Raw genomic sequence first — 23064 nt, 5'->3', positions numbered from 1 at the left:
ACTACAACGAGCAGGACTGGTTCCCGGTCTTCACGGTGGAACGGATCACGATGCGGCGCAATCCCATCTACCACTCCACCTACACCGGCAAACCGCCGGACGAGCCGGCCGTGCTGGGCGTGGCGCTGAACGAAGTGTTCGTGCCGCTGCTGCGCCGCCAGTTGCCAGAGATCGTGGACTTCTACCTGCCGCCCGAGGGCTGCAGCTACCGCCTGGCCGTCGTGTCGATCCGCAAGCAGTACGCCGGCCACGCCAAGCGCGTCATGTTCGGCCTGTGGAGCATCCTGCGCCAGTTCATGTACACCAAGTTCATCGTGGTGGTGGACGAGGACATCGACCCGCGCGACTGGAAGGAAGTGGTCTGGGCCATGACCACGCGCATGGACCCGGTGCGCGACACGCTGCTGGTCGAGAACACGCCAATCGACTACCTGGACTTCGCCTCGCCCGTCTCGGGCCTGGGCGGCAAGATGGGCCTGGACGCCACCAACAAATGGCCGGGCGAGACCAGCCGCGAATGGGGCACGCCCATCGTAATGGACGCCGAGGTCAAGCAGCGCGTGGACGGCATGTGGAGCGAGCTGGGGCTGTAGCCGCGCCGAAAAATCGAAGGGGCCGCAAGAGCCCCTTCGATTTTGTCAAACCGCCTCGCGTCTCAGCGAGAGTCCTTGTCACCGTCGTCCCTGGCTTCCTGCCAGGTTTTCCACAGCTGCCAGCCCACCAGCGCGCCCGCCGCGACCTTCAACAGGCGAAAGCGCTTGCCGCCACGCATGAACATGGCGGACAGCGACGAGCTGACCAGTGGATAACGGCGCGCCAGGCCGATGGCCTGCAAGGCCCAACGTGACGCGTTGCTGGACGCCAGTCCGGGCAGCAGGCCCTTGATGAGCGAGGCCGGCTCCAGCTTGCGGCCGGCGCTGGCGATGCTCTGGGCCAGGGATTCGCGCTCGATGGCGGCGCGCGCGCGCAGCAGCTCGATGCGCACCGCGCGGTCGATGGAGGGAGAACGCTTGGCCATGGCTCAGTCCTCCCCGCGCCGGCGCGGATCATCGTCCTGCGCGTCGCGCACGCGCTCGAGCAGTTCCGCGTCGCGGCCCAGCTCTTCCAGCGTGGCCGAGAACGGCGGCGGGCCATAGAGCAACGCCTGCCTGACCGCGACCAGCAGCCCCACGCCCAGCACCGCGTAGAGCCCGGCCAAGAGGCCCAGCGCCAGATAGCGGTTTTCGGTGGGCCAGAAGGCCACCGCGATACTGACCGTGAACACCAGCACCGCCAGCGTCAGGAACAGCAAGGCGGCGAAGGCCATGCCCAGCAGCTTCAGCAGCCGCGCCTTTTCATCCGCCGCCTCCAGAGCCAGCAGCTCCAGACGCGTGCGCAGCAGCCCGACCAGGCCGGAGGCGACGCCAAATACAGATTTACGCAGACCCATGAGGCATGGCGCGACCTCGCGGGCGACCGGACGATGCGTCCGGGCCGCCGCGCAAGCCGCGCCGTTCCCGTCAGCGGCGGCTGATCAGCAGGCCGAGCAGCAGGCCGGTCACGCCCGCGATGCCGATGGCCTGCCAGGGATTGTCGTGCACGTAGTCGTCGGTGGCGCGCGCCGCCTTGCGGCCGCGTTCCAGCACCGCGTCCTGCGCCTCGTAGAGGGCTTCGCGGGTGCGCTTCAGGGAAGTCAGCGCGCGGTCGCGCAATTCATTGGCCTTGTCGCCGGTGCTGCTGGCGGCTTCGCGCAGCAGGCTCTCAGCATCGTTCAGGCTGGTCTTGACACTGTCGATCAGGCGTTCTTTCGCCGCGTCGTCGGTTTTCTTGGTGGCCATGTGTTGAGCTCCTGTTGTGTGTCGATGACAAAAACATCATACCAGCCGCGTCGCGCCCCGCAGGCGGCCGCGGCCCCGCGCTACTTGATCTGCGTGATCTCGACGGCGGATTTCACGCCGCCCTGGTCGATGTCCTGCTTCATCACCAGGTTCACCGCCGGGCAGTACCAATCGGTGACCGTGGTGTTCATGCCGGGAATCGGAATCGTCAGGCCCTGGAACGAAGCCATGGTGGGATCGGAATTGCGGGTATAGGTGATGGGGTGGCAGGACTGCTTGCCCAGCGCCGTGTCCACTGGCTTCTGCTGCCCCACCGTCTTCTGGCCGATGCGCACGGTGGTGCTGGGCTGGCCGCCCACCGGCGCGTCCTTGCCGATCTTCAGGCGGAAGGACGAGCCAGGCAGTTTCTGGCCAGCATTGAGCTTGCCGTCATAGGCGAACAGGCCCAGCATGCGCAGGTCGAACTGGCCCTCGGAAGGCTGGGGCGCCTCGCCGGCGGACGCGTATTTCAGGAAGGTCGCCTGACCGTTCTTGACCGTCATCAAATAGTCCAGCTTCGATTTGCCCGGCGGCAGGCCGGCGTAGCTGAAGCGCGCCACGCCCTGCACCCGCGCGCGACAATTGTCGCCATTGCTCTTGGTAACCTCGGCAAAGCTCAGGTCGGCGCCTAGCGCCAGGTTGCCCGTGCCGGTCAGCTGCACGGTGCCGCCGTCGTGCATGAATTGCGCGTCGCACACGCCGGCCTGCGCCGTGCCGACCACGCCCGTCATCACCGTCAACAACATCAATTTTCGCAATGCCACCCGTTGCTCCCTGAATCCTGAAAACGCCTGCCGCGCACGCGCGGCACCGGGCTTGATACTACACCGCGGGCAAAGCCGGGACGTATCGGAACGTGACCGGGCCGCCCCGCTGCAAGGGCCGGCCGCGAGGCCGCTCCGGCCCGTGCCCCGAGCGGGAATGGCGAGCCACGCTAATAAATTCTGGATATATGGATTCAAAAAAACAAAAGTTGTGAGGATGAGACCCCATCCCTATGATCGGCTGACACCCTGCCGGGCATGCCCGAGGCCGATCCCTATATGAAGCTCTTCCCCCTGTTCGCCGATCTGAACGGCCGCCCCGCGCTGGTCGTGGGTGGCGGCGCCGTTGCCGAACGCAAGACGCTGGCGCTGCTCGAAGCGGGCGCCGCCGTGACCGTGGGCGCGCCCGAGCTGACGCCCGCCCTGGCCGCGCTGGCCGCCGAAGGCCGCATCCGTCACCTTCCGGGCCGGTTCGACCCCGCCTGGCTGGACGCCGTCTGGCTGGCCGTGGCCGCCACCGACGACGCCGGCGTCAACCGCGAGGTGTCCGAGGCCGCCGAGGCCCGCCGCCTGTTCTGCAATGTGGTGGACGATCCGGCGCTGTCCTCGTTCCAGGTGCCGTCCATCGTGGACCGCTCGCCGGTGATCGTGGCGATCTCGTCCTCGGGCGTGGCCCCGGTGCTCGCCCGCCGCCTGCGCGAACGCATCGAATCGCTGTTCGACCACACCCTGGGCCAGCTGGCCGGACTGGCCGAGCGCTACCGCCAGCGCATCCGCGCCGGCCACCCCGACCTGGGCGCTCGGCGCCGCTTCTACGACTGGCTGCTGGACGGCCCCGTGGCCGGACTGTTGCGCCAGCAGCGCCCGGACCAGGCCGAGGCCGCGCTGGCCGCCGCCCTGGACCAGCCCCTGCGTCCCGCCGAGGGCAGCGTGGTGCTGGTGGGCGCCGGACCGGGAGACCCGGGCCTCTTGACGCTCAAGGCGCTGCGGGCGCTGAACGAGGCCGACGTGATCCTGTACGACCGCCTGGTCAGCGACGACATCATGGCCCTGGCGCGACGCGACGCGCAGCGCGTGTCGGTGGGCAAGCAGCCCGGCGAAGACCATCATGCCACCCAGGCCCGCATCCACGCGCTGCTGGTCGAGCATGCGCGCGCCGGACGCCGCGTGGTGCGGCTCAAGGGCGGCGACGCCTTCATCTTCGGACGCGGCGGCGAGGAACTCGAATATCTGCGCGAGCACGGCGTGCGCTATGAAGTGGTGCCTGGCATCACGGCGGCGCTGGCCTGCGCCGCCTACGCCGGCATTCCGCTGACGCACCGCGAGCACGCACAGTCGGTCCGGCTGGTGACGGCCCACTGCCGCGACGACGAAGACAACCTGGATTGGCCCGCGCTGGCCCGCGAAAAGCAAACGCTGGCGTTCTACATGGGCGTGGGCCAGCTGGACGCGCTCAGCCGCCGGCTGATCTCGCACGGCCGCGCGCCGGACACGCCGTTCGCGCTGATCGAGAACGGCAGCCGCCCTGAACAGCGCGTGCTGTCCGGCGGCTTGGAGGATCTGCCCAAACTGGCGCGGGCGCACGACATCCGCTCTCCCGCCCTGCTCATCGTGGGCGAGGTGGCGGGACTGGCGTCCCGCCTGCAATGGTTCGGCAGCCACATCGATGGCGGCCGTGGCGGCGGCCAGCCGCAGCGCCTGGCCGCCTGAGGCCGCCGCGCCGGAAGCGCGCGGCGCTTCCGGCGGCCAATTGCCGTCAGTCGGTCTTCTGGGTCGTGCCGAAGATGCGGTCGCCAGCGTCGCCCAGGCCCGGCACGATGTAGCCGTGCTCGTTCAGGTGGTCGTCGATGGACGCCGTGTAGATGTGCACGTCCGGGTGCTTGGCCAGCACGGCGTCGATGCCCACCGGCGCGGCCACCAGCACCAGCGCGCGGATTTCCTTGCAGCCCGCCTTCTTGAGCAGGTCGATGGCGGCGACCATGGAGCCGCCGGTGGCCAGCATGGGATCGACGATCAGCGCCAGGCGCTGATCCAGTTCGCCGACCAGGCGTTCCAGGTAGGTATGGGCTTCCAGCGTTTCCTCGTTGCGGGCCACGCCCACCACGCTGACCTTGGCGCCGGGTATCAGGCTCAGCACGCCGTCCAGCATGCCGATGCCGGCGCGCAGGATGGGCACCACGGTGACTTTCTTGCCGGCGATCTTCTCGACCTGGACCTGGCCACACCAGCCCTCGACGGTGGCGGGCGCCGGCGGCAGGTCCTTGGACGCCTCGTAGGTGAGCAAGGCGCCCACTTCCTGCGACAGTTCACGGAAGCTCTTGGTGCTGAGGTCGGCGCGGCGCATGATCCCGAGCTTGTGGCGGATCAGCGGGTGACGGATTTCGTGCACGGGCATGTGCGTAAATCTCCAGATTATTGAGAGTCGGGGTTGTTCGCCTCAGGCGCGGCGGCGGGCGACGCGGCGCTTGTGCGCCGTCGGCCTCGGATACCGCGCCAGAGAATCGTAATCGGTTTGCGGGATTTTTTATCGCCGGACCGCCCAGGGTGGAAAAGACCGCCCCGGCGGAGCCGGCATGGACCATGCTCTATTGTTCGGCCAGCCAGGCGATGAGCGCGTCGTCGAAGGCGCGCACCGAGCCGGCCTGCTCGTGGTTGACCATGCTGACCAGCACGTAGCGCTTGCCGCTGGCGCCCAGCACGTAACCGGCGATGGAACGCACGTCACGCAGCGAGCCGGTCTTCAGGTGGGCCATGCCCTGGGTGCCGTCGCCCTTGAGGCGGCGGCGCACGGTGCCGTCCACGCCGGCGATGGCGAGGGACGAAATGTACTCCGGCATGACCGGCGAATTCCAGGCCACGGTCAGCATTGACGCCAGGCTGTCGGCGGACACGCGCGCCTCGCGCGACAGGCCGGCGCCGTTGTCGATGACCAGTTCCGGCATGTCCAGGCCCTGGCGCGCCAGCAGGCTCTTGGCCACGGCCTCGCTGCTGGCCACGGTGGCCGGCTTGCGGCCGCGCTCGGCGCCCAGCGTCAACAGCAGCGTGCGCGCCATGACGTTGTTGCTGCGCTTGTTGATCTGGCGGATGACCTCGGCCAGCGTCGGCGAGTCGTGCGAGGCCAGCACCACGGCGTCACCCGGCACCATGCCCGTGCGGACCTGGCCCTTGAAGGTGCCGCCCAGCTCGCGCCACAGCATGCGGAACACCTCGGTGGCGTAGTCGGGCTGCGACAGCGCCAGGCGGTACAGGCTGAACTCGCCGCAGGAGCCCGCCACCTTGCCGCTGACGCGCAGGGTCACGCCCTGCTGGGTGATGAGAGGCTCGGTCGAGACCACGGGCGCGCCGGGACAGCGCGCCTCGGTCCATTCCACCTTGCCCTCGATTTTCAGGCCGGGCAGCGGCGGATCGATCAGCGGCACCCACTTGTGGGCCGCGGCGTCCGGCAGGAACATCAGGCGCACGGCGCCGAATCCCACCATAAGCGCGTCCGGGCTGGCGTTGTAGGCGCGGTCGGGCGCGCCGTCGAAGGCGCCGGGATCGGTGCCCACCTGGCCAAAGATGCTGCGGTCGATCACCAGATCGTTGATCTGCTTGACGCCGCGCAGACGCAGCTCGCGCAGCAGCACCCAGAGATCCTGCATCAGGAACTGCGGATCGCCGCCGGCGCGCAGGTACAGCGGGCCGGACAACGCGCCCTTGGCGTCGGGCCGGGCGCCCGGCTCGGTCATGAATTCGGTGCGCCAGACGTAGTTGGGCCCCAGCTCGGACAAGGCCGCCCAGGTGGTCACCAGCTTCATGACCGAGGCCGGATTGCGCGGTTCCTTGGCGTTGAGCGCCACCAGGCGCGGGCCGCCCACCTCCTGCACCACCAGGGACAGGGCGCTGTCCGGCAGCTTGGTTTCCTTCCAGGCCTTGACCACGGCCGGCGGCAGGCCGGGCACCTGGGCGCAGGCCACGCCGCCGGCCAGGGCCAGCAGTCCGCCCGCCAGCCACCGCCTGAACCGGCCCGTTCCCGCCACCGCCCTGTTGTATCCCGTCATGCCCCGACCACCTGAATGCTTATCCGGCAAAACCGAGAGCATACAAAACCTGGAGCGCTTGCGGGCGTTGGCAGCCCCCTACTGCACCCGCCACTTGCCGCCCGCAACCGTCGCCATGACCAGGGCGCGCTCGTCCAGGCCGTTGTGGTCGGCCGGGCTCATATTGACCACGCCGGTGGCCGTGGGCAGGTTTTTCACATTTTCCAGCGCGTCGCGCAGCGCCGCGCGGAATTCGGGCGTGCCCGGCTTGGCCGCCTTCAGCGCCACGGGCACGGCCTGTTGCAGCAACAGCCCCACGTCCCAGGTGTAGGCGGCGAACAGGGACACGCTGCCCGCGCCATGGACGGCCTCGTACTTGGCGGCGAAGGCCTGGGCGCTGGCCTTGACCGGATGGCTGTCGGGCAGCAGGCCGGCCACCATCACCGGCCCCACCGGCACCCAGGCGCCCTCGCAGGCCGCGCCGCAGACGCGCAGGAAGTCGTTGTTGGCCACGCCGTGGTTGAAATAGATCTTGCCCTGGTAGCCGCGCTCGCGCAGCGCCCGGGCCGGCATCGCGGCCGGCGTGCCGGACGCCCCCACCACCACCGCGTCCGGCGCCGCCCCGACCAGCTTGAGGGTCTGCGCCACGGCCGAGGTGTCCGTGGGCGCGAAGCTCTCCTTGCCCACCAGCTCGATGCCGTGCTTCTTGGCCGCCTTCTCGACTTCCACCCAGAAAGTCTCGCCCAGCGCATTGTTGAAGCCGATGAACGCCAGTTTCTTCACGCCCTGGGCGGCGGCATGGCGCGCGATGCCCTCGGCCATCAGCGAATCGGAATGCGGCGTCTTGAACACCCAGCGCCGCTTGTCGTCCATCGGCTCGATCAACCGGGCCGAGGACGCCAGCGTGATCACCGGGGTGGCGCCCGCGGCCACCGTGTCCAGCATCGCCATCGTATTGGGTGTGGTGCTGGAACCGATGATCAGGTCGACCTTGTTCTCGGAGATCAGCTTGTGCGAATTGCTGACGGCGCGGGTCGGATCCGAGGCGTCGTCCAGCACCACGTATTCGACCTTCGCCCCGCCGATCTCGGCGGGCAACAGGCTCACGGTGTTGCGTTCGGGAATGCCCAGCGAGGCCTGCGGCCCGGTGGCGGACAAGGTGGCGCCGATCTTCACTTGCGCCTGCGCGGGCGCGGCGCCCCCGGCAAGCAGGCCGGCCGTCAGCGCGAGCATCAGGGCGGCGTTCAGGGTGCAACGTGGGCTCATACGCGATCTCCTTTGGGGTCGGGGGCTTTGTTTTCGGGATGTGCCGGCCCCCTGCGGCGGGTAAGGATTCAGGCGGGCACGCCTCCGTGCGTCGAGAACGCGCCGTTGCAGAACACCAGCGCGCCGGCCTCGTCGTCGTACAGGTGCAGGCGCAGGACCTCGCCGATCAGGATGGCGTGGTCGCCGGCGTCCAGCACCTGGCGGGTGGCGCATTCGAAGCGCGCCACGCAGTCGTCGAACACCGGCAGGCCGTCATGGCCCGGATACCAGTCCAGCCCGGCGTAGCGGTCCTCGGCCGTCTGCGCGAACGCCCGCGCCAGATGGCGATGGCTGGCGCCCAGCACATGCACCGCGAAGGCAGGCCGGGCGACGAACTCGGCATGCAGCAGGCTGGCCCGGCGCAGGCTCCACAGCACCAGCGGCGGATCCAGCGAGACCGAGGCGAAGGAATTCACGGTCATGCCGATCGGCCCCTGCGCGCCCGCGGCGGTCACCACCGTGACGCCGGTGGCGTAGCGGCCCAGCGCCTGGCGCATGCGGGCCGGGCTCAGATCCAGGCAGTCGCTCATCGGACGCTCCGTGGCCGGCCGCCGGCTCAGGCGGGCTGGGCGGCGGCCGACGCCACGCCGGACAGCGGCATGGCCTCTTCCATCAGGCCGCGCATGGAATCGAGCACCAGATCCTGGGACAGCAGGCCGAAGTTGTGCAGGCTCATGACGTGGTCCAGCCCCATGTCCGCCAGCCGCGCCAGCTTGTCGGCCACCGTGCGCGGCGAACCGAACAGCGACAGGCCGCTGGCGATGATGTCGGCGTAGACCTGCTTGCGCGCGTACAGGCGCGTGTCCACGTACAGGTCGAAGGCGCTGGCGGCGCGCTCGCGCGCCAGCGCGTCGGTCTGGGCGACATGGGTGTGCAGCGCCACCGCCGCCATGCCGGACACGTCCTCGATGCCCGCCTCGGCCAGCCCGCGCCGGTAGTCCTGCATCATCAGGCCGATTTCCTCGAAGCTGTCCACCGCCGCGTAGGGCACGAACAGCATGCGGCGCCCCTGGCGGCCCACGTGATAGGCGGCCTCGCGGCGCAGGATGGCCACATAGACCGGCACCGGCTGCTGCACCGGCTGCACATTGATCTGCACGCCGCGGATGGTGTTGTGGCGGCTTTCGTGCGTGACGCGCTCGCCGGCCAGCAGGCGCTCGACCAGCATCAGGTTCTCGTCGAAGCGCTCGCGCTTGATGGCAGGATCGACGTCGTAACCCTCGAATTCATGCTTCAGATAGCCCGAGCCCACGCCCAGCGACAGCCTTCCTTGCGAAAGCTGGTCCACCAGGGCATAGTTTTCCGCCACCGTCAGCGGGTTGTGGAAGGTCAGGATGGAGATCGCCGTGCCCAGGCGCAGCCGGCGCGTCTGCTGCGACAGCGCCGCCAGGAACACGGCCGGATTGGGCACGGCGCCATATTCATGGAAGTGGTGCTCGGCCACCCAGAACGTGTCGTAGCCCAGGCGCTCGGCCTGGCGCGCCTGTTCCAGCACCTGGCCGTAGAGCTGCCCCAGGCTGCGCGGCGCCGAGGGGTAATGGTCCTGGACCGAGAAAATGGACATCTTCATGTTTGTCTCCGGATTGTTCGCCGTGACCGGCTGATGTATTTTTTAGTGATACGCGTATTCTAATAAGAGACATCCACATGTCAACAGACAGCAGCACCGGCATCCAGTCCGCGGAAATCGCGCTGGACGTCCTGACCCGCCTGGCCGAGCTGGGCGGCGCGCAATCCGTGTCCGAACTGGGCCGCAGCCTGGACATGCCGCGCGCCAAGGTCCATCGCTACCTGGTCTCGCTGGAACGGCGCGGCTATGTCGAGCAGGACCCCGCCAGCGCCCGCTACCGCCTGGGCCCGCAGGCGCTGCACACCGGGCTGGCCGCCCTGGCCGAGGTCGACTTCGTCAAGCTGGCGGCGGATGGCCTGGACGCGCTGAGCGGCGCCATCGGCCAGACCGTGTTCATCTCCATCTGGGGCCAGCACGGCCCCACCATCGTGCAGTGGCGCGACGCGCGCCTGCCCGTAACCGTGAACGTGCGGGTCGGCTCGGTGCTGCCCCTGCTCAACAGCGCCACCGGCCGGGTCTATGCCGCCTGGCTGCCCGAGGACCTGGCCCTGCCCCGCGCCCTGGCCGAGTGGGACGCGCAGCTGCGCCAGGGCGCCGACGCATCCTGGCTGCTGGACGCGGCCAAGCCGCCGGCCGATCCCGCCGCGGCGCTGCGCGCGCACTGGCGCGCCACGCGCGAACGCGGCTACGCCACGGTCAGCGGCCATCTGCTGCACGGCATCGATTCGGTCAGCGTGCCGGTACGCGACGCCCAAGGCGGCCTGGCGGGCGCGCTCACCAGCCTGGGGCTGCACGGCGGCTTCGACCTGTCGCCCGACGGCGCCTCGGTGCGCGGGCTGCTGGCCGCCGCCGCCGACTGCTCGCGCCGGCTGGGCTGGCGGGCCTGACGGACGGACCTGACCAGCGCCCCCGACCGACACGCCTGACAGGCGGCCCGGCAGCGGGTGCCGCTCGCCGGCCGGCCTGCCTTTACAATAGCGAGTTGCCTCAGGCCTGCCCGGTACGACTCGGCCGGCCTTCCCGGCCGATTCCATGACGAACGGCCCCGCCGGCGGCCCGCGCCGCCCGGCCTCTCCTGCCAGATGCCCGCGTGACCCGATCTCTCACCGTTTCCGACTTCGACTACGAGCTGCCGCCCGAGCTCATCGCCCAGACGCCCGCCGCCGAACGCACCGGCAGCCGGCTGCTGCACCTGGATGACGCCAGCCAGCTGCATGACCGGCGCTTCGCCGACCTGGCCGGCCTGCTGCGGCCTGACGACCTGCTGGTCTTCAACGACACCCGCGTCATCAAGGCCCGGCTGAACGGCCACAAGACCACCGGCGGCAAGGTCGAGGTGCTGGTCGAGCGCATCACCGAGCCCGACCGCGCCCTGGCCCACGTGCGCGCCAGCAAGTCGCCCGGCCCCGGCATGGGGCTGCGCCTGGCCGACGCCTTCGACGCCGTGGTGCTGGGCCGCGAGGGCGAGCTGTTCGACATCCGCTTTTCCGGTCCGGTGCTGGACCTGCTGGACGCCCACGGCGCCACGCCGTTGCCGCCCTACATCACGCACGAGGCCGACGCCGGCGACGACGCCCGCTACCAGACGGTGTACGCGCGCGAACCGGGCGCCGTCGCGGCGCCCACCGCCGGCCTGCACTTCGACCAGGCCACGCTGGACCAGCTGGACGCCCTGGGCGTGGAACGCGCCTTCGTCACGCTGCACGTGGGCGCGGGCACCTTCCAGCCGGTGCGGGTCGACAAGCTGGAAGACCACATCATGCACGCCGAATGGTTCACCGTGCCGCAGGCCACCGTGGACGCCATCGCCGCCGCCCGCGCGCGCGGCGGCCGCGTGATCGCCATCGGCACCACCAGCGTGCGCGCCCTGGAATCGGCCGCCGCGCAGACCGCCGCCACGGCGGCCCCCGGCATGCCGCTGGCCGCCGCCCAGGGCGACACGCGCCTGTTCATCACGCCGGGTTACCAGTACCGCGTGGTCGACGCCCTGGTCACCAACTTCCACCTGCCCCAGTCGACCCTGCTGATGCTGGTGTCGGCGCTGGCCGGCGTCGAGCCGATCCGCCGCGCCTACGCCCACGCGGTGGCCCAGCGCTACCGCTTCTTCAGCTACGGCGACGCCATGTTCATCGAATCCCCCGCACAACAACCATGACCGGACTGAACTTCGAACTGCTCGCCACCGACGGCGGCGCCCGCCGCGGCCGCATCACGCTGAACCACGGCGTGGTCGAGACGCCCATCTTCATGCCCGTGGGCACCTATGGCAGCGTCAAGGCCATGCTGCCGCACGAGCTCAAGGAAATCGGCTCCCAGATCGTGCTGGGCAACACCTTCCACCTGTGGCTGCGCCCGGGCACGGAAATCATGGAAAAGCATGGCGGCCTGCACGGCTTCATGCAGTGGGACAAGCCCATCCTCACCGACTCGGGCGGCTTCCAGGTGTTCAGCCTGCAGGGCATGCGCAAGATAACCGAGGAAGGCGTCAAGTTCGCCTCGCCTATCGATGGCGCGCGCCTGTTCCTGACGCCCGAGGAATCGATGCGCATCCAGCGCTCGCTGAACTCGGACATCGTGATGGTGTTCGACGAATGCACGCCCTACGAGATCGACGGCCGTCCGGCCACGGTCGAGGAAGCGGCCCGCTCGATGCGCATGTCGCTGCGCTGGGCGCGGCGCTCGCGCGACGAGTTCGACCGCCTGGGCAATCCCAACGCGCTGTTCGGCATCGTTCAGGGCGGCATGTACGAATCGCTGCGCGACGAGTCGCTGGCCGGGCTGCAGGACATCGGTTTCCACGGCTACGCCATCGGCGGCCTGTCGGTGGGCGAGCCGAAGGAAGACATGATGCGCATACTGGCGCACGTCACGCCCAAGCTGCCGACGCAGGCGCCGCGCTACCTGATGGGCGTGGGCACGCCGGAAGACCTGGTCGAGGGCGTGTCGCGGGGCGTGGACATGTTCGACTGCGTCATGCCGACCCGCAACGCGCGCAACGGCTGGCTGTTCACCCGTTTCGGCGACGTCAAGATCCGCAACGCCAAGCACCGCGACGACACCCGTCCGCTGGACCCCAGCTGCGCCTGCCACACCTGCTCGAATTTCTCGCGCGCCTACCTGCATCATCTGCAGCGCGCCAACGAGATCACCGGCGCGCGCCTGAATACGCTGCACAACCTGCACTTCTATTTGACTATCATGAAAGAAATGCGCGAGGCGATCGCCGAAGGCCGCTTCGACGCCTGGCGCGCCCAGTTCGCCGCCGACCGCGCCCGCGGCGTGGACTAGCGTCCGCCCAAGCCGCAGGCCGCCTCTCATGGAAAACCCGGAACCCCGCCCTGCCCGGCGGGCCGGGGGCAGCCTGCGACACGGGAGCGCGCGCAGAACCTAGATACAATAGTCGGCTTGCCCTGTCCAAGGCTCGCGCGGGGACAGCGCATGCGGCGCAGCCTCGAAGCGCGCCGGCAACCAAGAACTCAACAAACCCTAAAGACCAAACACGCAGGAGAATTCCATGTCCGCTATCGATACCGCCAGCCTCGTCATGGCCCAGGCCGCAGCGCCCGAGGGCGGCGCGCTCATGGGCATGCTGCCCATCATTCTGATGTTCGTGATCCTCTATTTCCTGATGATCCGTCCCCAGATGAAGCGCCAGAAAGAGCACCGCAATCTGATCGCCGCCCTGGCCAAGGGCGACGAAGTCGTCACCGCCGGCGGCATGCTGGGCAAGGTCACCAAGGTCAACGACAGCTACGTCACCGTCGAAGTCTCGGAACTGGCCGAAAAGCCCGTCGAGGTCATCATGCAGAAGTCGTCGGTCTCGGCCGTGCTGCCCAAGGGAACCATCAAGGCCCTGTAAGAGTCACATGGTGCTGCGCCGGGCCGGCAGGTCCGGCCGCCACGCCAGACTCCGCCCGGCGCCCGCGCCGGGCGGACCCTTTCACCCTGACATGAAGTAGCCGGCAATGAACCGCTATCCCCTCTGGAAATACATAACGGTCCTGGTGGCGGTCGTCATAGGCCTGCTGTATACGCTTCCCAATTTCTACGGCGAATCGCCTGCCGTCCAGGTTTCCAGCGCCAAGGCCACCGTCAAGGTCGAGCCCGCCATGCTGAGCCGGGTCGAGCAGATCCTGACCGACGCCAAGATCCCCAACGAAGGGGTCTATTTCGAACAGAACGGCACGCTCGGCACCGTGCGCGCCCGCTTCACCTCGACCGACCTGCAGTTGCAGGCGCGCGACCTGATCGACAAATCCCTGAACACCGTCTCCGGCGACCCGCAGTACACCGTGGCGCTGAACCTGCTGCCCGCCTCGCCGCCCTGGATGCGCGCGCTGGGCTGGTTCGCCCCCAAGCCCATGTACCTGGGCCTGGACCTGCGCGGCGGCGTGCACTTCCTGCTGCAGGTGGACATGCAGGGCGCCCTGACCGCCCGCTATGACTCGCTGGCCGCCGACGTGCGCTCGGTGCTGCGCGACCAGAAGGTCAACGTGGCCGGCGTGGAACGCTCCGGCATGGGCGTAGCCGCCACCTTCAACGACACGCAGGACCGCGACCGCGCCATCTCGACGCTGCGCAGCCGCCTGCCCGACCTGGAATTCACCGAGCGCGAGGAAAACGGCAAGCAGCTGCTGATCGGCGCCCTGAACCCGGCCGCCGTCACCCGCGTGCAGGATTCCGCGCTCAAGCAGAACATCAACACCCTGCACAACCGCATCAACGAGCTGGGCGTGGCCGAACCGGTCATCCAGCAACAGGGCAACGACCGCATCGTGGTGCAGCTGCCCGGCGTGCAGGACGTGGCCAAGGCCAAGGAACTGCTGGGCCGCACCGCCACCCTCGAAATCCGCATGGTCGACGATTCCCCCGCCGCGCAGGCCGCGCTGCTGGGCGGTTCCGTGCCGTTCGGCCTGGAACGCTACAACGACCGCGACGGCCGTGGCATCCTGGTGCGCCGCCAGGTCATCCTGACCGGCGAGAACCTGCAGGACGCCCAGCCCGGCCGCGACTCGCAGACCCAGCAGGCTGCCGTGCACCTGACGCTGGACGCCAAGGGCGCCCGCATCTTCCGCGATGTCACCCGCGACAACGTCAATAAGCGCATGGCCATCCTGCTGTTCGAGAACGGCAAGGGCGAAGTGGTCACCGCGCCGGTCATCCGTGGCGAGATCGCCGGCGGCCAGGTGCAGATCTCGGGCAGCATGTCGTCCGAGGAAGCCGCCGACACCGCCCTGCTGCTGCGCGCCGGCGCGCTGGCCGCGCCGATGTCCATCATCGAGGAACGCACCATCGGCCCAAGCCTGGGCGCCGACAACATCGCCAAGGGCTTCTACTCGACGCTGTACGGCTTCCTGGCGATCGCCGCGTTCATCATCCTGTACTACCACCTGTTCGGCGTGTTCTCGACCATCGGCCTGACGTTCAACGTGCTGCTTCTGCTGGCCCTCTTGTCCATGCTGCAGGCCACGCTGACCCTGCCGGGCATCGCGGCCATCGCGCTGACGCTGGGCATGGCGATCGACTCGAACGTGCTGATCAACGAGCGCATACGGGAAGAACTGCGCGCGGGCGCCAGTCCGCAGCAGGCCATCCACCATGGCTTCGAGCGCGCGTGGGGCACCATCCTGGACTCCAACCTGACCACCCTGATCGTGGGCCTGGCGCTGCTGGCCTTCGGCTCGGGTCCGATCCGGGGCTTCGCCGTGGTGCACTGCCTGGGCATCCTGACCTCGATGTTCTCGTCGGTCGTGGGCGTGCGCGCGCTGGCCAACCTCTGGTACGGCCGCAAGAAGAAGCTCACCTCGATCTCCATCGGCGAGGTCTGGAAACCCAAGACGAACTGAACAGCGCGGGCGGCTCCGGCCGCCCGCCACAGATAGAGCCCAAGGCCAACCATGGAATTTTTCCGGATCCACCGCACCATCCCGTTCATGCGCCACGCGCTGGTGCTGAACGTCATCAGCCTCGTCACCTTCCTGGCGGCTGTCTTCTTCATCCTCACGCGCGGCTTCCACCTGTCGATCGAATTCACCGGCGGCACGGTCATGGAAGTCAGCTACGCCCAGACCGCGCAGCTGGAAAGCGTGCGCGGCGTCGTCTCCAAGCTCGGCTACACCGACTTCCAGGTGCAGAACTTCGGCACCTCGCACGACGTGATGATCCGCCTGCCCCTGCAGGAAGGCCAGACCTCGGCCACGCAGAGCGAAACCGTCATGTCCGCGCTCAAGGCGGCCGACGCCGGCGTCGAGCTGCGCCGGGTCGAGTTCGTCGGCCCGCAGGTCGGCCAGGAACTGCTGCACAACGGCCTGATGGCCCTGCTGGTCGTGGTGCTGGGCATCGTGATCTACCTGGGCTTCCGCTTTGAATGGAAGTTCGCCGTCGCCGGCGTGATCGCCAACCTGCACGACGTGGTGATCATCCTGGGCTTCTTCGCCTTCTTCCAGTGGGAATTCTCGCTCTCTGTGCTGGCCGGCGTGCTGGCGGTGCTGGGCTACTCGGTGAACGAATCCGTGGTCATCATGGACCGGATCCGCGAGAACTTCCGCAAGTACCGCAAGGCGGACGTGCACGAAGTCATCAACAGCGCCATCACCCAGACCATCTCGCGGACCATCATCACCCACGGTTCCACGCAGATGATGGTGCTGGCCATGCTGTTCTTCGGCGGCCCCACCCTGCACTACTTCGCCATGGCCCTGACCATCGGCATCTGGTTCGGCATCTACTCGTCGGTGTTCGTCGCCGCCGCGCTGGCCATGTGGATGGGCGTCAAGCGCGAAGACCTGGTCAAGCCGGTCAAGAAGGAAGGCGAGGAAGGCGAAGTCGCCTGATCGCGCCGTCCGCCCGCATAGGAACCCGCCCTCGTGGCGGGTTTTTTTTAGAGCTCCGCTACGTCACGCAGCCGGACACCGTTCAACTTCGCCGCAACCAGGGCATCAGACATCACCCGGTCGCAGATAGGAGAAGCCCCCAAGCGCTCCTGGCGAAAGATGTGGGCATTTGCCACGGCGTCTGCCTTGAAGATCAGACTCGCTCCACCCACCACGCTGTACAGCTTTACGTCCTGGCCAATCTGGGGGTCGTGGTCAAGCTTGATCTTCACCCGCGATCGGGCCTCGTCCAGTGCATTCAGCGTGCGCAGCACATTGCAGAGGTAGTACTGCGGACCGGGGGAGCCGTCGGCAAGGGTGAAGTCGCATGAGACAAATGCGAATGCTTCGGGGTCTACACGCAGGAATACCTGTCTGAGTGCCTCGGAGACAACCCAGATGCCTGCCAGCACTTCAAAGTCGCGCGGCAGTCCCCCTTTCTCCGGCACGTGCACCAGATGTGGCCGCTCGGGGTACTGATCGGGTTCGCCAGTCGGTCGCTCGACAATATTCATGCCGGGGTGGATCAGTGCGTCTTCGTTCGCGAACTCCAGCCCCGAAACCTGACCATTACCCCTGAGGCTTGGATCAACGAGAAAGAACCTGCCCTTGTAGGAATCGGTCCCAGCTGAAACGGGAATGCCGGTCTGCTCGTTCATGGGTTTCCAAAATGGATGCGGGGTGAAAAGGTTCCCGTGGGTGGGCTGATCGTAGCAGTGCCACAGCATCTGGAGTGCTCTCCGCATTTTTGAACGGGGGCCCTACGGCAAGAAGGGCGAGCGCGCGGCGAGACTCTTTGAGCGCCCCACTGACACACCAGAGAAGAAGGCAACTGAAGCACGGCGCCTGCTTGGCAAGAGCGCCATGAGCAGGCTGCGCCTGCCCCTTCGGCTTGTACGGATAGCCCGGCCGCCAATACAGGGAATACCTTGCGATATCGAAATTCTTCCTCTTGATTTCTATATCTGAACAGGTATATTGATGGAAATTGACCTACCCAAACCGCTGTACTGGACAGGAAGCGCCAAGAAGGACTTCAAGGCATTCCCGCTTGCCGTCCAAAGGAACATGGGCATGTGGCTCTACGTCGTACAGCTGGGCCGCATGCCCTACGCCGCCAAACCGTGGAAAGGGTTGGGGCCGGGTGTCCACGAACTCGTGGACGACCACCTCGGCAACGCGTATCGCGCCGTCTACATGGTGCGCCTGGGCGATGCCGTGCATGTGCTGCACGCGTTCCAGAAGAAGTCCAAGACGGGCATAGGCACGCCCAAGCCCGAGATCGCGCTGATCGAAAGGCGCCTGAAGCAGGTCCTGGCCTCGTATACACCCAACCGGAGCAAACCATGACATCCCATACCGGCACCGCCAACGTCCTGTACGACCTGGGATTCGAAGACGCGGCCGACCTGAGCGCCAAGGTCCAGCTGGCGGTCAAGATCAACGACCTGATAGACCGGCGCGGCCTGACCCAGGTGGAAACGTCCGCCTTGACCGGCATGTCCCAGCCCAAGGTCTCGCAGATCCGCCGCTACAAGCTGCTGAACATCTCGCTGGAACGGCTCATGCTGGCCCTGGTTTCCCTGGACCAGCGCGTGGAGATCCGGGTCCGCCACGCGCGCCGCTCCGACCCAGCCGGAATCAGCGTCATCGCCTGACGGGCGCGTGCGCCGCCACTGTACCGCCGCGCGCCGCCCCGCTGTACCGGGCCGAACCCCGCCGGCATTCGCTACCATAGCCCCCATGAAACTCGTCATCGATCACATCGTCGTCGCCGCCCCGGACCTGGACAGCGGCGCCCGCCATGTCGCCAGCCTGCTGGGCGTGGAGCCCGCGCGCGGCGGCGCGCATCCCCGCATGGGCACGCACAACCGCGTGCTGGGCATGGCGGGCGGCATGTACCTGGAAGTCATCGCCATCGATCCCGACGCCGCCGCGCCGGAGCGGCCGCGCTGGTTCGGCCTGGACGAGCCGGCCATGCGCGAACGGCTGCGCGCCGGTCCGTTCCTGGCGCACTGGGCGGCGCGCGTCGCGCTGCCGGACGACCTGAGTGCGTGGCAGGCGCGTCACCCCGAGCGCATCGCGCCTGCCATTCCCATGACCCGCGGCGAACTGCGCTGGCGCCTCACCGTGCCGGACGACGGCAGCCTGCCCGCCTGGCGCGAGGCGGGCCAGAGCGCCGGCGACGGCCTGCTGCCCACGCTGATCCAGTGGGACGTGCCGGCCCATCCCGGCGTCAGCCTGCCGGACAGCGGCCTGACGCTGCTGCGCCTGAGCGGCAGCCATCCGCGCGCGGCGCTGCTGCGCCAGGGGCTGGACTGGCTGGGCGCGGACGGCCTCATCGACATCGAACAGGCCGACGGCCCGCCGCGCCTGAGCGCGAGCTTCGCCACCGCCAGCGGCGCAAGAACGCTGGCCTGAGGCGGCCCGCGTGCGGCCCCGCAGGGCTGCCCGCCAGCCGCCCCGAACCCATCACAAACCGAGGAGACCCCATGACACATACCCGCAAGCGGTTCGACGAAGAGCCCTATCTGGCCCGCTGCGACGCCACCGTGATCGCCGTGCACCCGGAAGGCATCGAGCTGGACGAGACGGTCTGCTATGCGCGCAGCGGCGGACAGGCCGGCGACACCGGCCTGGTGACGCTATCTGACGGCCGCACGCTGGCCTTGACGGACACCGTCTATGCCGACGACCGCCGGCGCATCCTACACGTACTGGAAGAAGGCGCCACGCCACGGGTCGGCGACCGCATCGCCGTGGAACTGGACTGGCCGCGCCGGCATCGACTGATGCGCCTGCACACCTGTCTGCACCTGCTGGGCGCGCTGGTGCCGGCGCCCGTGACCGGCTGCAGCATTTCCCCCGATTCAGCGCGCATCGATTTCGACCTGCCGGAATCCACGCTCGACAAGGACGATCTGACCGCCCGCCTGAACGCGCTGATCGAAGCCGGCACGCCCGTCACCGTCAACAGCATCTCGCCCGAGGAACTGGCGGCGCAGCCCGACCTGGTGCGCACCATCGGCGCGGCGCCGCCCGCCGCCGAACGCATCCGCATCATCGAGATCCCGGGCGTGGACCGCCAGCCCTGTGGCGGCACCCATGTCGCCAACACCGGCGAGATCGGCCCGGTGGCGGTGGTCAAGATCGAAAAGAAGAGCCGCAGCAACCGGCGCGTGGCGATCCAGTTCCGCTGACGCGCCCGCCCGCTGCCACGCGTTCATCCAGCCCGCGGCGGCGGGCTGGATCAGGCGGCTCAGCCGCGTCGCCACCACCGCCACGGCATGCGCAGCGGCCATTGGTACTTGCTGCCCAGCACGCGCGGCGCCAGCCAGTGCGCCACGGCGAAGGCGATGCCGGCGGCGGTCATCACGTCGGACAGATAGTGGTCCAGGTTGACCAGGCGGCTGACGGCGACCAGCGCGGCCAGCGACAGGAAGGCCCAGCGCCAGCGCGGCGCCAGGATACCCAGCACCACGGCCACGGAAAACGCCGCATAGGTGTGGCTGGACGGAAAGGAATTGAACAACTGCGCGCGCGAGAAGGCCTCGCCCATGCCGTAGATGCCCTTCTCGAAATACAGCTCGGGCCGGGCGCGCGCCACGCCGCGCTTCAGCAGCAACACCACCAGGCCGCCCACGGCCATGGTGGACAGCAGCAGCAGGCCGCCGCGCGTCATGCTCTCGTAGCGCATGCGCAGCGGATTGGGCCAGCCGCGAGCGGCGCCCAGCAGGCCGACGATATAGAACGCCAGGCCGACAGCCACATACTTGCCGCTGTCGCCCAGGTAGCCGATCCAGGCAAAGGCCGTGTCGACGCCAGGGCTCACATGCCCGCGCAGCCAGGTGGCCAGCGGCAGATCGAGCCACAGCGCGCTGGCGCCCGCCAACAGGGCCAGGACCACGCCCGCCGCCAGCCAGCGAGGCGACGAAAACGGGCTGCGCATCGAATCGTATGCCGTTTGCCGCGCGGCGGCGGAAACGGCGGCGGGCGGCGGTAGCGGATTGGAAGTCATGCGCGCCCTGCTGAAACGAGAAACATTATTGGAATGGCCGTTTTTGGAGAGCGCCTATCGTAACGGCGGCGGGCTGCGGCTCCAAGAAGCAATTGGGCGCAAGAGGTAAAATTCCCGGTTTCTCCCACAGCAGCCCCCGGGATCTACACCCGTCACGGCGACCATCATGCAAGAAACCACCCTCAAGCGCGCGGACGCCGCGCACGACGGCGCCAATGCCGCCATCCCGCCCGCCCCCGTTGCCGGCGCTCCCCGCAAGCTCTATATCCGCACTTTCGGCTGCCAGATGAACGAGTACGACTCGGACAAGATGGCCGACGTGCTGCGCGGCGACCAGGAACTGGAACTGACGGAAAACCCGGAAGAAGCCGACGTCATCCTGTTCAACACCTGTTCGGTGCGCGAGAAGGCCCAGGAAAAGGTCTTTTCCGACCTGGGCCGCGTGCAGCACCTGAAGAAGCTCAATCCCAATCTGGTGATCGGCGTGGGCGGCTGCGTGGCCAGCCAGGAAGGCGAGGCCATCGTCAAGCGCGCGCCCTATGTCGACGTGGTGTTCGGCCCGCAGACGCTGCACCGCCTGCCCGACCTGATCGAGCGCCGCCGCGCCGAGGGCCGCTCGCAGGTGGACATCAGCTTCCCGGAAATCGAGAAATTCGACGCCATGCCGCCGCCGCGCGTGGACGGCGCCACCGCCTTCGTCTCCATCATGGAAGGCTGTAGCAAGTATTGCAGCTTCTGCGTGGTGCCCTACACGCGCGGCGAGGAAGTCTCGCGCCCGTTCGACGACGTGCTGATGGAAGTGGCCGACCTGGCCGACCAGGGCGTCAAGGAAGTGACGCTGCTGGGCCAGAACGTCAACGCCTACCGCGGCGCCATGGGCGACAGCGGCGAGATCGCCGACTTCGCCATGCTGCTGGAGTACGTGCACGAGATCCCCGGCATCGAGCGCATCCGCTACACCACCTCGCACCCCAAGGAAATGACCCAGCGCATGATGGACGCCTACGCGCGCCTGCCCAAGCTGGTGTCCTTCCTGCACCTGCCGGTGCAGGCCGGCAGCGACCGCGTGCTGGCCGCCATGAAGCGCGGCTACACCACGCTGGAGTTCAAGTCCGTGGTGCGCCGCCTGCGCGCCGCCCGGCCGAACCTAACGCTGTCGTCCGACTTCATCGTCGGCTTCCCCGGCGAGACCGAGGAAGACTTCGAAAAGACCATGAAGCTGATCGAGGACGTGGGCTTCGACACGTCCTTCTCCTTCGTCTATTCGCGCCGTCCCGGCACGCCGGCGGCCGACCTGAGCGACGACACGCCGCAGGACGTCAAGCTGCGCAGGCTGCAGCGCCTGCAGGCGCTGATCAACGAGCAGGCCGCCGCCATCGCCCGCGGCATGATCGGCACGCGCCAGCGCCTGCTGGTGGAAGGCCCGTCGCGGCGCGATCCCAACGAACTCATGGGCCGCACCGAGAACAACCGCATCGTCAACTTCGCCGCGCCCGCGCGGCTCATCGGCCAGATGGTCGACGTCATCATCACCGACGCGCACACCAATTCGCTGCGCGCCCGGGTCGCCGACGTGGACCGCGACGCCCAAGGGACCGAATGACCCAAGCCCGCTCACGCGCCCGGCGCAGCATGCCCACCGTCGTCAACCTGGACGGCGACAACACCCACCTGGCCAATCTCTGCGGCCCCCTGGACGAAAACCTGCGGCAGCTGGCCGACGGCATGAGCGTCAAGCTCTCGCGCCGGGGCAGCCGCGTCACCATCGAGGGCGAAGCCGCCGAGCTGGCCGGCCGCGTCCTGCGCCGCTTCCACGAACAGGCCGTGCACCGCGCCCTGACGGTGGACGACATCCAGCTGGGCCTGGTGGAAATCGGCGTCGGCCGCCAGGACGAGAAACTGCGCGAGGAACCGGCGCAGGAGGCCGCCGAGCTGCCGTCGCTGGACGATGAAAGCGACGGCATCGCGCTGCGCACCCGCCGCAGCGACCTGCGCCCGCGCACCGCGCGCCAGCGCGACTACCTGAACAACATCCTCAAGCACGACATCACCTTCGGCGTGGGCCCGGCCGGCACCGGCAAGACCTGGCTGGCGGTAGCCTGCGCCATCGACGCCATGGAGCGTGACACGGTGCAGCGGCTGGTGCTGACCCGCCCCGCCGTCGAGGCTGGCGAGCGCCTGGGCTTCCTGCCCGGCGACTTGGCCCAGAAGGTGGATCCATACCTGCGCCCGCTGTACGACGCGCTCTACGACCTGATGGGCTTCGACAAGGTGCAGCGCCTGTTCGAGAAGCAGACCATCGAGATCGCGCCGCTGGCCTACATGCGCGGCCGCACGCTGAACCACGCCTTCATCATCCTGGACGAGGCCCAGAACACCACGCCCGAGCAGATGAAGATGTTCCTGACCCGCATCGGCTTCGGCAGCAAGGCGGTCATCACCGGCGATCCGTCGCAGGTCGACCTGCCGCGCGGCCAGGACAGCGGCCTGGCCCACGCGGTCAAGGTGCTGCACGACGTGCAGGGCATCGCCACCACCCGCTTCACCAGCCGCGACGTCGTGCGCCACCCGCTGGTGGCCCGCATCGTGGACGCCTACGACCGTGCCGCAGAACATGACGCCTGACCTGTCCCTTTCCGTCCAGTACGCGGCCGACGAGC

25 protein-coding genes are annotated in these 23064 nt (G+C 68.3%); 14 read left to right on the top strand and 11 right to left on the bottom strand.

The window, feature by feature from the left end; genetic code table 11:
- Positions 1 to 593, top strand: a 593-nt coding sequence (locus tag KDH83_RS18695; RefSeq protein WP_212318599.1) for a UbiD family decarboxylase domain-containing protein, incomplete at its 5' end; no start/stop codon positions are given.
- Between the two features lie 62 nt (positions 594 to 655).
- Here KDH83_RS18695 and KDH83_RS18690 read toward each other — a convergent pair.
- The 4 genes from KDH83_RS18690 to KDH83_RS18675 form a co-directional block, all read right to left on the bottom strand.
- On the bottom strand, positions 656 to 1018 hold the full coding sequence (locus KDH83_RS18690) for a hypothetical protein (protein ID WP_212318596.1): 363 nt from the start codon (positions 1016 to 1018) through the stop codon (positions 656 to 658).
- A 3-nt stretch (positions 1019 to 1021) separates the two neighbouring features.
- Complete coding sequence (locus KDH83_RS18685; protein WP_212318593.1) at positions 1022 to 1429, bottom strand: phage holin family protein; 408 nt, start codon at positions 1427 to 1429, stop codon at positions 1022 to 1024.
- 70 nt (positions 1430 to 1499) lie between these two features.
- A complete protein-coding gene (locus tag KDH83_RS18680; RefSeq protein ID WP_103275859.1) occupies positions 1500 to 1817 on the bottom strand; it encodes a DUF883 family protein in 318 nt (105 codons plus the stop codon).
- An 80-nt stretch (positions 1818 to 1897) separates the two neighbouring features.
- Positions 1898 to 2602, bottom strand: coding sequence for a hypothetical protein (locus KDH83_RS18675; protein ID WP_212318591.1), 705 nt, complete (start codon positions 2600 to 2602; stop codon positions 1898 to 1900).
- Between the two features lie 297 nt (positions 2603 to 2899).
- Between KDH83_RS18675 and cysG the strand changes: the two genes are divergently transcribed.
- Entirely contained in the window at positions 2900 to 4330 is a 1431-nt protein-coding gene (gene cysG, locus KDH83_RS18670) for a siroheme synthase CysG (protein WP_212318588.1), read from the top strand.
- Between the two features lie 46 nt (positions 4331 to 4376).
- On the opposite strand, the gene upp is transcribed toward cysG, so the two are convergent.
- From upp to KDH83_RS18645, 5 genes are all read right to left on the bottom strand, one after another.
- The gene (gene upp, locus KDH83_RS18665) at positions 4377 to 5015 is read right to left on the bottom strand and encodes a uracil phosphoribosyltransferase (RefSeq protein ID WP_212318585.1); all 639 of its coding nucleotides are present in this window, start codon (positions 5013 to 5015) and stop codon (positions 4377 to 4379) included.
- A gap of 190 nt (positions 5016 to 5205) precedes the next feature.
- Positions 5206 to 6660, bottom strand: coding sequence for a D-alanyl-D-alanine carboxypeptidase/D-alanyl-D-alanine-endopeptidase (gene dacB / locus KDH83_RS18660; protein ID WP_212318582.1), 1455 nt, complete (start codon positions 6658 to 6660; stop codon positions 5206 to 5208).
- 78 nt (positions 6661 to 6738) lie between these two features.
- Positions 6739 to 7905, bottom strand: coding sequence for an ABC transporter substrate-binding protein (locus KDH83_RS18655; RefSeq protein ID WP_212318579.1), 1167 nt, complete (start codon positions 7903 to 7905; stop codon positions 6739 to 6741).
- A 68-nt stretch (positions 7906 to 7973) separates the two neighbouring features.
- Positions 7974 to 8474, bottom strand: a complete 501-nt coding sequence (locus KDH83_RS18650) for a flavin reductase family protein (RefSeq protein WP_212318576.1) — start codon at positions 8472 to 8474, stop codon at positions 7974 to 7976.
- Positions 8475 to 8500: 26 nt separating this feature from the next.
- Positions 8501 to 9514 (bottom strand): LLM class flavin-dependent oxidoreductase, encoded by a 1014-nt coding sequence (locus KDH83_RS18645; protein WP_212318573.1) that lies wholly within the window; start codon positions 9512 to 9514, stop codon positions 8501 to 8503.
- A 77-nt stretch (positions 9515 to 9591) separates the two neighbouring features.
- Here KDH83_RS18645 and KDH83_RS18640 point away from each other — a divergent pair, with 77 nt between their 5' ends.
- The 6 genes from KDH83_RS18640 to secF all read left to right on the top strand — a co-directional run bounded on the left by KDH83_RS18640 (position 9592) and on the right by secF (position 16347).
- Positions 9592 to 10401, top strand: a complete 810-nt coding sequence (locus KDH83_RS18640) for an IclR family transcriptional regulator (protein WP_212318570.1) — start codon at positions 9592 to 9594, stop codon at positions 10399 to 10401.
- Positions 10402 to 10604: 203 nt separating this feature from the next.
- Entirely contained in the window at positions 10605 to 11669 is a 1065-nt protein-coding gene (queA, locus tag KDH83_RS18635; RefSeq protein ID WP_212318567.1) for a tRNA preQ1(34) S-adenosylmethionine ribosyltransferase-isomerase QueA, read from the top strand.
- Positions 11666 to 12802, top strand: coding sequence for a tRNA guanosine(34) transglycosylase Tgt (tgt, locus tag KDH83_RS18630; RefSeq protein WP_212318565.1), 1137 nt, complete (start codon positions 11666 to 11668; stop codon positions 12800 to 12802). The genes queA and tgt overlap by 4 nt, the downstream gene beginning before the upstream one ends.
- 226 nt (positions 12803 to 13028) lie before the next feature.
- Positions 13029 to 13373, top strand: coding sequence for a preprotein translocase subunit YajC (yajC, locus tag KDH83_RS18625; protein WP_212318562.1), 345 nt, complete (start codon positions 13029 to 13031; stop codon positions 13371 to 13373).
- A 106-nt stretch (positions 13374 to 13479) separates the two neighbouring features.
- Entirely contained in the window at positions 13480 to 15360 is a 1881-nt protein-coding gene (secD, locus tag KDH83_RS18620; protein WP_212318560.1) for a protein translocase subunit SecD, read from the top strand.
- Between the two features lie 51 nt (positions 15361 to 15411).
- On the top strand, positions 15412 to 16347 hold the full coding sequence (gene secF / locus KDH83_RS18615; RefSeq protein WP_212318556.1) for a protein translocase subunit SecF: 936 nt from the start codon (positions 15412 to 15414) through the stop codon (positions 16345 to 16347).
- A gap of 47 nt (positions 16348 to 16394) precedes the next feature.
- Here the strand turns inward: secF and KDH83_RS18610 are convergent, their stop codons facing one another.
- Positions 16395 to 17045, bottom strand: a complete 651-nt coding sequence (locus KDH83_RS18610; protein WP_212318553.1) for a DUF1629 domain-containing protein — start codon at positions 17043 to 17045, stop codon at positions 16395 to 16397.
- A 322-nt stretch (positions 17046 to 17367) separates the two neighbouring features.
- Between KDH83_RS18610 and KDH83_RS18605 the strand changes: the two genes are divergently transcribed.
- The 4 genes from KDH83_RS18605 to KDH83_RS18590 all read left to right on the top strand — a co-directional run bounded on the left by KDH83_RS18605 (position 17368) and on the right by KDH83_RS18590 (position 19586).
- On the top strand, positions 17368 to 17736 hold the full coding sequence (locus KDH83_RS18605; protein ID WP_212318550.1) for a type II toxin-antitoxin system RelE/ParE family toxin: 369 nt from the start codon (positions 17368 to 17370) through the stop codon (positions 17734 to 17736).
- Entirely contained in the window at positions 17733 to 18044 is a 312-nt protein-coding gene (locus KDH83_RS18600) for a helix-turn-helix transcriptional regulator (protein WP_212318547.1), read from the top strand. The genes KDH83_RS18605 and KDH83_RS18600 overlap by 4 nt, the downstream gene beginning before the upstream one ends.
- Before the next feature lie 85 nt (positions 18045 to 18129).
- On the top strand, positions 18130 to 18807 hold the full coding sequence (locus KDH83_RS18595; RefSeq protein ID WP_212318544.1) for a VOC family protein: 678 nt from the start codon (positions 18130 to 18132) through the stop codon (positions 18805 to 18807).
- A 71-nt stretch (positions 18808 to 18878) separates the two neighbouring features.
- The gene (locus KDH83_RS18590; protein WP_212318542.1) at positions 18879 to 19586 is read left to right on the top strand and encodes an alanyl-tRNA editing protein; all 708 of its coding nucleotides are present in this window, start codon (positions 18879 to 18881) and stop codon (positions 19584 to 19586) included.
- 59 nt (positions 19587 to 19645) lie between these two features.
- Here the strand turns inward: KDH83_RS18590 and KDH83_RS18585 are convergent, their stop codons facing one another.
- Complete coding sequence (locus tag KDH83_RS18585; RefSeq protein WP_212318540.1) at positions 19646 to 20404, bottom strand: phosphatase PAP2 family protein; 759 nt, start codon at positions 20402 to 20404, stop codon at positions 19646 to 19648.
- Between the two features lie 166 nt (positions 20405 to 20570).
- Between KDH83_RS18585 and miaB the strand changes: the two genes are divergently transcribed.
- Positions 20571 to 22007 carry a tRNA (N6-isopentenyl adenosine(37)-C2)-methylthiotransferase MiaB gene (miaB, locus tag KDH83_RS18580; protein ID WP_212318537.1) on the top strand — a complete coding sequence of 479 codons (1437 nt, stop codon included), beginning with the start codon at positions 20571 to 20573 and terminating at the stop codon, positions 22005 to 22007.
- Positions 22004 to 23029, top strand: coding sequence for a PhoH family protein (locus KDH83_RS18575; RefSeq protein ID WP_212318533.1), 1026 nt, complete (start codon positions 22004 to 22006; stop codon positions 23027 to 23029). The genes miaB and KDH83_RS18575 overlap by 4 nt, the downstream gene beginning before the upstream one ends.
- The last annotated feature ends 35 nt before the right edge of the window (positions 23030 to 23064 follow it).

It is taken from the genome of Achromobacter sp. Marseille-Q0513 (assembly GCF_018195695.1).
GTDB lineage: Bacteria > Pseudomonadota > Gammaproteobacteria > Burkholderiales > Burkholderiaceae_B > Achromobacter.
The sequence above is the reverse complement of the archived record's forward strand: the minus strand, read 5'-3'. Positions and strand labels throughout refer to the sequence as shown.